Consider the following 6,975-nt stretch of genomic DNA (forward strand, 5'->3'; position numbering starts at 1 on the left):
AATGTCAGGAGCGGTGCCTTGGTTCTCATCGGCACGATCGTTTGCGGTTCGCTGGCATTTCCCGTCCATACCCAGCGCGGTTTTTTCACCCGTTTGGTCGACAGCCTGAAATCCAAACCGAAAACCGTAGAAGACCTGATCCGTCAAATTGTCGTATTGGCCCGCCTGCAGCGGGTCGCCGGTCTGGGTGAGATGAACCGGAAAATCAACGGCGTGTCAAATCCGGTGCTGCGCCGCGGTTTTCAGATGATCCTTGATAATTTTGATCCCCCACGGGTTGAGACGATGCTGGGAAAGGAGATCAATCTGTATCTGGACCAATTGCAGGCGCAGCTCAACATGATCAACCGGCTCGCCAGGCTTGCACCGGTGTTCGGCTTTGTGGGTACGATCATCGGCCTGATCAATGTGTTGAACCACATCGGCAGTTCCGCGCAAATCGGACAAGGCATGGCGACTGCCTTGCTAACCACCTTTTACGGGCTGCTCTTTGCCAACTTTCTGTTTCTTCCGATCGCGGGAAAGTTTGCCGAACACATCAGGCGCGAGGCCTTGATGCTCAATGTGGTTTTTGACGGCGTCATGGGCGTGTGCGACCAACGACCGCCGCTGGAAATTGCCCACTGTCTGAAGTCCTACGCAGAAGTTGATTTTTCAACGCAGCCGCCGGTGCCGGCTCGAAAGGGTAATCGTTGGAATCTGTGGGGTGACTCGGCCAAACAACAGGAACCGGCGAGGTAGCAGATGGTCGACAATGCAGGTCAGTCAATGCGATGGCGGTTCAAGCCCAACGCGGACAAGGGCATCGCGGTCCGATTCTCCCTGGCGGAAGAGGCGAAGTCTGCCGAAGAGGATGCGTTTTTGTGGAGCATGGCCGACCTGATGACCCTCCTGCTCGTTTTTTTTGTTTTGCTGTACACCAATGCGATCAATCGGCCGGAAACCCCTTTGCAGGAATCGGATCAGGCCGTCACCACCGTCGCATCGTCATCGGGCATCCATTCAGACGTTCTCCCGGAGGCCACCTCCACTGCCTCCACGCCGACGGATGAAACCATGGCCCCTAATCCGGAACCACCGGCAACCAACCGTGCATCACACAAGAAGGATCCGGTTGAACCGTTGAACCGGGCAATGATCAACGACCTGAAAGACAGCTTCAGCAATGATTTTTACGTCCGGTGGGACGAGAAACGACCCGTATTTGTTCTGGGGGAGCGTATTACGTTCAATATCGGTGAGGCGATGCTGTTGGCCGGTTCTCAATCGGCATTGAAACGGATTGCCCATATGATCGCCCCGCAGCGGCATTACCAGATCATCGTGTCAGGCCATACCGACGACATTGCCATCCGTACGCAGAGATTTCCATCCAATTGGGAGCTGTCTGCAGCCAGAGCCGCCAGTGTCGCCAAATTTCTGGCGACTCACGGGATTGCCCCACAGCGGTTGATCATTCAGGGGAAATCGGAATTTCATCCGTTGGTGGCCAATACGTCCGACGAAAATCGACGGGCCAACCGTAGGGTTGAAATCTCCCTGGTCAAGGTCGAGCAGACACCGGATCCGTTACAGAAGGGCCTCATATCCGCTCCCAAGCCGTCATCTGGCTGACTGTGTGCTGAAACTTACGCCGGGTTTCACGGATGACGAATTCAACGTCGAGGGGGTTGCCGAGCATCTGAAAGTGACCGGCCAGCATGTCTTTCAGCCCGTCCAGTGTGAAATACGGCTCACCGTCCTTGCGGATGCCGCCCACCCAGTTTTCCCGAAGCGTGAATTCCTCCAGCCAGGTGTAGGGCGAGGTGAGAACCAGAACGCCGCCCATGTTGAGTCGTTCATGAATGCTGGAGAGGAATTTTTTCGGGTCGTAGAGCCGGTCGATGAGATTGGCCGCCAGGATCAGATCGTAGCCGCTGAACTGTGATTTGAGATTGGTGGCGTCGGCCTGGAAAAATTCCACCCGGTCGGAGATGGCGTCCAGGTCGAACTCGGCCAGATGCCGTTCATGATAAGAGACGATGTCTCCCTCCTCCACCCGTTCGTAATGGATCGCGCCTTTTTCCTGCATCTGGACGGCGATGCGGATAAAGCGCGCCGAAAAGTCCAGGCCGTCGACGACGTCGAAGGTCCGGGCCAGTTCGAAGGTGGCGCGGCCCACGGCGCAGCCCAAGTCAAGGGCGCGTTTTTTCGGCCGGTCTTCCATGACGGCCACGGCAAGTTGGGCGCACTGCCGCGGAAAGTTCTCCACATTGAAGTAGGACTCCCCGAAATGGAACTCACAATACTGGGAAACCGCCAGGTCGCTTTCGTACATGGCTTCGGGCAGTTCCACCGGCTGTTCGGATGCCACGTAGCGAAAGCCCGCATGCTGGAAGAAATGACGCCGGAAGGCGTAGCGGGAATCACGCGTGGCCTCGTTGCCGGTGGAGATCCAGGACCCCCCTTTGATCAGATTGTGGCGGGTGTCGAAGGTGGGCGTGGAGAAGTCGTCGTAAACCGGATGGACGGCAAATCCCGCAAATCCGGTGATGGGGGTTTCCGTCCACTGCCACACATTGCCGATGATGTCGAAAAAATCGCCGAAGCGAAAACGGTTCACCGGACACGACGAGGCCCAGTGTTCCAGATTGATATTTCCCGGGGCCAGATCCCAATAGGGCTGGTCGGGGATGTCGTTCAGATCGCGCAGCCGGTACCACTCGTCTTCGGTGGGCAGCCGGATGGTTTTGCCGCGCTTTTGGGACATCCAGTTGCAAAAGGCCTTGGCCTCCAGGTAGTTGACTTCGACGGGCCAGTCCCATGGCATGGGGACGATTCGGGTCATCGTCCGGAAACGCCAGTCGCCCTTTGACGGGATCCAGAAGAGCGGGTGCCGCGCCTTGGAATAGCCGACCCAGTTCCAGCCCTCTTCGGTCCAGAAAGATGCCGTTGCGTAGCCGTCGTCCTTCACGAAATCCAGATACTCCCGGTTGGAGGCCAGATAGCGTGAAGCCTCAAAATCGTGGACATCGAAGGTATGACTGCCGAATTCGTTGTCCCATCCATACAGGGGATGGTTTTTGGGTTTTCCCAGCGCCACCTGACCGCCGGGCACCGGCAGCAGATCGTTGTCCGGTGCCCGGCCGGATTCGGTGCAGATATCCCACAAGGGCATATGGCGGACCTGGTCGATGGGCATTCGCCGGATGATTACCGAGGAGGTTTCCAGGTGAATCCGCTGGTGTTCGATGCCCATCATGAGGGTCCAGAACGGGTGTTCCCAGGTGATGGGCAGCGTCAGCGGAAGGGTGCGGATGACGGTGTCGACGAAGGCGCGCACCTCGTCACGATAGGCCTTTACCGCTTTTACGGTGGGCCAGTCATAATGGGCCTCGTCCAGATCGTCCCAGGACATTTCGTCCACCCCCACCGCAAACATGGATTCGAATGCCGGGTTGATGCGCTGATCGATGATTTTAGCGCTGATCAGTTTGTTGATGTAGAACACGCCGGTGTGGCCCAGGTAAAAAATCGGCGGGTGCCGAAGCGGTTCGGCCCGCAGGTAAAAGGTGTCATCGGATGCCAGGGTGTCGTAGAGCCGTTCATCGAGGGTGAAGGTCTTGTGGAAATAGTCCAGTATTTCTTCGCGCTTTGCTTCGGGCGTGCCCGTGTTCAAAATGGTTGTGCGCGTGTTTCGTAAATCTATCATCACTTTCTCCCCATTAGATAATATGCACCCATGTTGCATCAACAAGGTGGAAAAAGATAGCTAAAATAAAGGTATTATGATGAATATGTCCAAGTTTGATTGCATACGCATGGAATCATATGTTAAAAAACTAAAGCAATCTCTTTAAAAAAGGCTCGTCGCCATGCCCGTGGTACAGATCGCCCTTGAATACTGGTTGTTGCTGATTCCTGTGATCCTTCACGTTGTGGGCATTCTGTTCATTTTCGACGTCATCATGAACGGCCGCACCAGCCAGGGAACCATCGCCTGGGTCATGGCCCTTTTTTTCTTTCCCTATGTGTCCGTTTTCCTTTACCTCATGTTCGGGGCGCGACGCGTCCAGAGCTCCGCAGTCGCCCACCAGTCCGGCAGCACCGCCATCCACCATCTGGGCCGAGATCTCAGGCTGGACGAGCGGCTCGGCTGCCTGATGGTGCGCGATACACCCAAAATCGATGTTCTCAGCGACATTTACCACCTGCCGGTGATGGTCGGCAACCGCTGCTTCCTGTTGATCAACGGCGAGGCCACCTTCGATTCCATCCTGGAAGGGATCCGGTCCTCCCGCAGCTATGTGTTGATTCAGTTTTTTATCGTCCGCAACGGGGAGTTGGCCGATCGGTTAAAATCGGCGCTGATCGACAGAGTGAAGGCCGGTGTCCGTGTCTATTTTCTCCTGGATCAGATCGGCAGTGTGGGCCTTTCCCGATCCTACACCGAGGCGTTGAGGCGTGCCGGCGTCAACGTCGGTATTTTTCGCATGGGCAGTGGATGGCTCAACCGGTTCCGGATCAATTTTAGCAATCACCGCAAAATCGTGGTGGTGGACGGCGCCGTGAGTTGGGTGGGCGGCCACAATGTGGGTGATGAATACCTGGGCAGGGGCCGGCGTTTTGATTTCTGGCGGGACACCCACGTCAAAATGGAAGGTCCGGTGACCTTGGCCGTACAGCTCTGTTTTGCCGAGGACTGGCATTGGGCCTGTGGGAACCTTCCGGATATTTCCTGGGATCCGCCAGCCTGTATCGGCAGCGAGCCGGTCCTTTGCATTCCCACCGGCCCCGGGGATTTGGTGGAAAGCTGTTCGCTGATGATGATACAGGCCATTAACCTGGCCAGACATCGGTGCTGGATCCTGACCCCTTATTTCGTGCCGGATGTGGCCGTGATCAAAGCGCTGCAACTGGCTTCCATGCGCGGGGTGGATGTGAGGATCCTGATTCCCGCCAATCCGGACAAGCGGGTCGTCTGGTGGGCGGCGCACAGTTACCTGTCTGAAGTGGCCGTGGCCGGGGTCCGGATGTACACCTACCGCAGGGGCTACATGCACCAGAAGGTTTTTCTGGTGGACGACACCCTGGCCGGCATCGGCACGGTTAATCTTGACAACCGCTCCCTGCGGATCAATTTCGAGATCACCATGGCTTTTACCGACCCCGACTTCATCCGGCGGGTGGAGAAGATGTGCCTTGACGATTTTTCCCTGGCCGATCCGCTGACCACCGACGATGTCTATCGCCGGTCCCTGGCTTTCCGCCTGGCGATCCGGGCGGCCCGGCTGTTTTCGCCGATATTGTGACGCCTATGATTCAATCAAAAATTAAAATACGAACCAAGTATGTGCCGCCAGGCATCCAGATTCTCTATGAGGATCGAGACATCATCGTGATTGACAAGCGCTCGGGGCTGTTGAGCGTCAAGGCGAATTACGAAGCGGAAAAGACGGCCCATCACCTGCTGACCCACTATGTCCGCAAAGGCAACCCGAAGTCAACGATCAACCTCTTTGTCGTCCACCGGCTGGACAGGGGAACGTCCGGCGTGTTGATCTTTGCAAAAAGCTATAAAATTCGTGAGAAATTTGCCGCGCAGTGGGAACAGGTAGAGAAGAAATACATCGCTGTCGTTCATGGTGCCTTGGCAGAAAAAAGTGGCGTCATCGAATCTTTTCTTGCCGAGGGAGATGATTATAAAATGCGCTCGGTCGAGAATTCAAAAAAGGGAGAATTGGCCAGAACGCAGTATAAAGTCATTAAAGCCTCAAAGCACTACAGTCTGCTGGAAATTCAGCTGTTGACGGGAAAAAAAAATCAGATTCGTGTTCACCTGTCCGAAAAGGGCCATCCCATTGCCGGTGATAAAAAATATGCAAAGGAGGCCAAGGGACGGTTGGCTTTGCATGCATTGTCGATTAGGTTCAAACACCCATTTACGAATGAAGAGATGACGTTTGAAACCAAAATTCCAGACTATTTCTTAACTTTTTTTACAAACCCGACAATCGATGAACGCGTAACAAGTCGTATTCCGACGGATTCGTAAGAAGCCCGAGATCAAGGCTTGCGGGCCGCGAAAGCGAGCTATAGCGAGCGGGCAGTATATAGATCTTCATCATTCCGGCGAACATTCATGTTCCATCCTGAGAATACCGCTATCGCGGGTGCCGAAGGCAGAGTACTGACGGTACGCCACAGTGACGAAGGATGAAGCGTAACGCAGACGTCGGGCTTTTTACGAATCCGTCACAATTAGTTGATGCCGTAAGCCTTGAGCTTCAGCTGCAAAGTACGGCGGCTGATGCCTAACGTCTCCGCCGTTCGCGTCCGGTTTCCGCCCATGTCTTCAAGGGTTTTCAGGATCATCTCCCTTTCCACCTCCTTCAGTGATCGTCCGGAGGCCAGCACCGGCTTTTTGGCTGCTTCATCGGCGTCCTGGTCCTTCAGGGTGTTGGGGAAATGCTCAGGGTCTACCATGTCCCCTCTGGCCATGATCACCGCCCGCTCGATGACGTTCTCCAGTTCACGGACATTGCCCGGCCAGGTGTGACGCAGAAGAAGATCCATGGACCGGGGGCGAAAGCCGTTGAGGCGGCGGTGGTTCTTTTCGGCATACCGCTTCAGGAAATAGTCGGCCAGCAGCGGTATGTCGGCGGATCGATTTCTCAGGGGCGGCACCTTGATCATGACCACGTTGAGCCGGTAGTAAAGATCTTCCCGGAAGCGGCCGGCGGTGATCTCATCTTCAAGGTTGCGGTTGGTGGCCGAGATGATCCGTGTGTCAACCTGCACGGTGCGCGTACCGCCCACCGGCTCAAACTCCCTTTCCTGGAGAACGCGCAGGATTTTGGCCTGGGTGGCCGGCGCCATTTCAGCGATTTCATCCAGAAAGAGGGTTCCCCGGTCCGCCAGCTGGAATCGCCCCTTTTTGGGACCGGTGGCACCGGTAAATGCGCCCTTTTCATGTCCGAATAGCTCGTTCTCCAA

At 55.7% G+C, this 6,975-nt stretch carries 6 protein-coding genes; 4 read left to right on the plus strand and 2 right to left on the minus strand.

All coding sequences use genetic code 11. The annotated features are described in order from the left end of the window. Together ABYV26_RS17575 and ABYV26_RS17580 are read left to right on the plus strand one after the other, a co-directional pair. The coding region (locus ABYV26_RS17575; RefSeq protein ID WP_372682659.1) for a motility protein A at window positions 1-741 on the plus strand (741 nt) is incomplete at its 5' end. Between the two features lie 3 nt (window positions 742-744). Continuing rightward, a complete protein-coding gene (locus ABYV26_RS17580; RefSeq protein ID WP_372682660.1) occupies window positions 745-1,614 on the plus strand; it encodes a flagellar motor protein MotB in 870 nt (289 codons plus the stop codon). Here ABYV26_RS17580 and ovoA read toward each other — a convergent pair. After that, window positions 1,583-3,691 carry a 5-histidylcysteine sulfoxide synthase gene (gene ovoA / locus ABYV26_RS17585; RefSeq protein WP_372682661.1) on the minus strand — a complete coding sequence of 703 codons (2,109 nt, stop codon included), beginning with the start codon at window positions 3,689-3,691 and terminating at the stop codon, window positions 1,583-1,585. The two genes, ABYV26_RS17580 and ovoA, sit on opposite strands and share 32 nt — an antisense overlap. 163 nt (window positions 3,692-3,854) lie before the next feature. Between ovoA and cls the strand changes: the two genes are divergently transcribed. Both cls and ABYV26_RS17595 read left to right on the plus strand, forming a co-directional pair. Continuing rightward, window positions 3,855-5,291: a cardiolipin synthase gene (gene cls / locus ABYV26_RS17590; RefSeq protein ID WP_372682662.1), complete on the plus strand. Its 1,437-nt coding sequence runs from the start codon at window positions 3,855-3,857 to the stop codon at window positions 5,289-5,291. A 5-nt stretch (window positions 5,292-5,296) separates the two neighbouring features. Beyond that, window positions 5,297-6,034 (plus strand): RluA family pseudouridine synthase, encoded by a 738-nt coding sequence (locus tag ABYV26_RS17595; protein WP_372682663.1) that lies wholly within the window; start codon window positions 5,297-5,299, stop codon window positions 6,032-6,034. Window positions 6,035-6,240: 206 nt separating this feature from the next. On the opposite strand, the gene ABYV26_RS17600 is transcribed toward ABYV26_RS17595, so the two are convergent. Continuing rightward, window positions 6,241-6,975 (minus strand): sigma-54 interaction domain-containing protein (locus ABYV26_RS17600; RefSeq protein ID WP_372682664.1); only part of this gene is annotated, 735 nt, incomplete at its 5' end.

The organism is Desulfosarcina sp., assembly GCF_041551955.1.
In the GTDB taxonomy this organism is placed as follows: Bacteria; Desulfobacterota; Desulfobacteria; order Desulfobacterales; family Desulfosarcinaceae; genus Desulfosarcina.